2 protein-coding genes are annotated in these 995 nt (G+C 54.3%); one reads left to right on the plus strand and one right to left on the minus strand.

Annotated elements, in window-relative coordinates; genetic code table 11:
- Positions 1 to 340 (plus strand): thermonuclease family protein (locus DY467_RS25265; protein ID WP_246701647.1); only part of this gene is annotated, 340 nt, incomplete at its 5' end.
- Positions 341 to 418: 78 nt separating this feature from the next.
- On the opposite strand, the gene DY467_RS25270 is transcribed toward DY467_RS25265, so the two are convergent.
- Positions 419 to 995 (minus strand): hypothetical protein (locus DY467_RS25270; RefSeq protein ID WP_164639783.1); only part of this gene is annotated, 577 nt, incomplete at its 5' end.

The raw sequence follows: 995 nt of genomic DNA on the forward strand, positions 1-995 counted from the left end.
GTATACGATCGATGGCGATACCTTCGATGCGACGGTGCATCTGTGGCCGGGGGCGGATCTGCGCACACGGGTGCGGCTGCGCGGCATCGACGCGCCGGAGCTGAAGGCGCAATGCGCCCGCGAATTGCGGATGGCAGAGGCTGCGACCGAAGCGCTGCGCCGGCTGCTCGCCGAGGGCGAGGTCGCGATCTACAACATCGGGCCCGACAAGTATCAGGGCCGCGTCGTCGCCGACGTCGCCACCAGGCGGACCGCCAACGTCTCCAGCGCGCTGCTCGAAAGCGGCCACGTCCGCGCTTATGGCGGCGGGCATCGGCTGGGCTGGTGCGGCGATAAATGAAGTCTACAATCTTCGAATTGGAAGCGAACAAAGACATTGATCGACTACGAATCGATCAATGAACGCCGGACACTTAAATCAAATCATTGAAATTTTTAGATCCTGGAATTCTGTATCCAAGCCCCTAATGCTTTCATCGCTGGCGGGATCGCGCCCATCGATTAGGGCCCTCATCGTCCTGATGAATCGAACACCCAAATAGTAAATGGCGCTCGAAGTATCGATGACAAAGAACTGTTCACCAGTATAATTGCTTCCCGAACTCCTCCGAATTGAATCGGCGAATCCAGAAACATGATCATCGTAGTGCGCCGCACTCTTGTTTGCCATGTCACGTATCAAACGATTTCGATTATCATATTCTCGCGTTACATCATTGTAATACGCGCGTACTAATAGCCTATCACGCAATGTGTACCGACAAAAATCACCTCCGGGCAGCACGGACCAAGTCTTATAACCAATAATACTACCAACCAAATTTGGCTCAGCTTTACGGGGCTTGGGAGGCCTTGAGAATAGCGAAAGCTCGATGCCGAATTTATCGGCCTGATTAAGCAGCAAGGGCCGCAAGGTCTTCGACTTTCCTGTTGGGTCGAATCCAACGAGTGCGCGAAGCTGCGTTACTATGCCAAGGAGATAATGCCCTTCCCGC

The sequence above is a fragment of the Rhodopseudomonas sp. BR0G17 genome (assembly GCF_010907025.1).
GTDB lineage: Bacteria > Pseudomonadota > Alphaproteobacteria > Rhizobiales > Xanthobacteraceae > Rhodopseudomonas > Rhodopseudomonas palustris_H.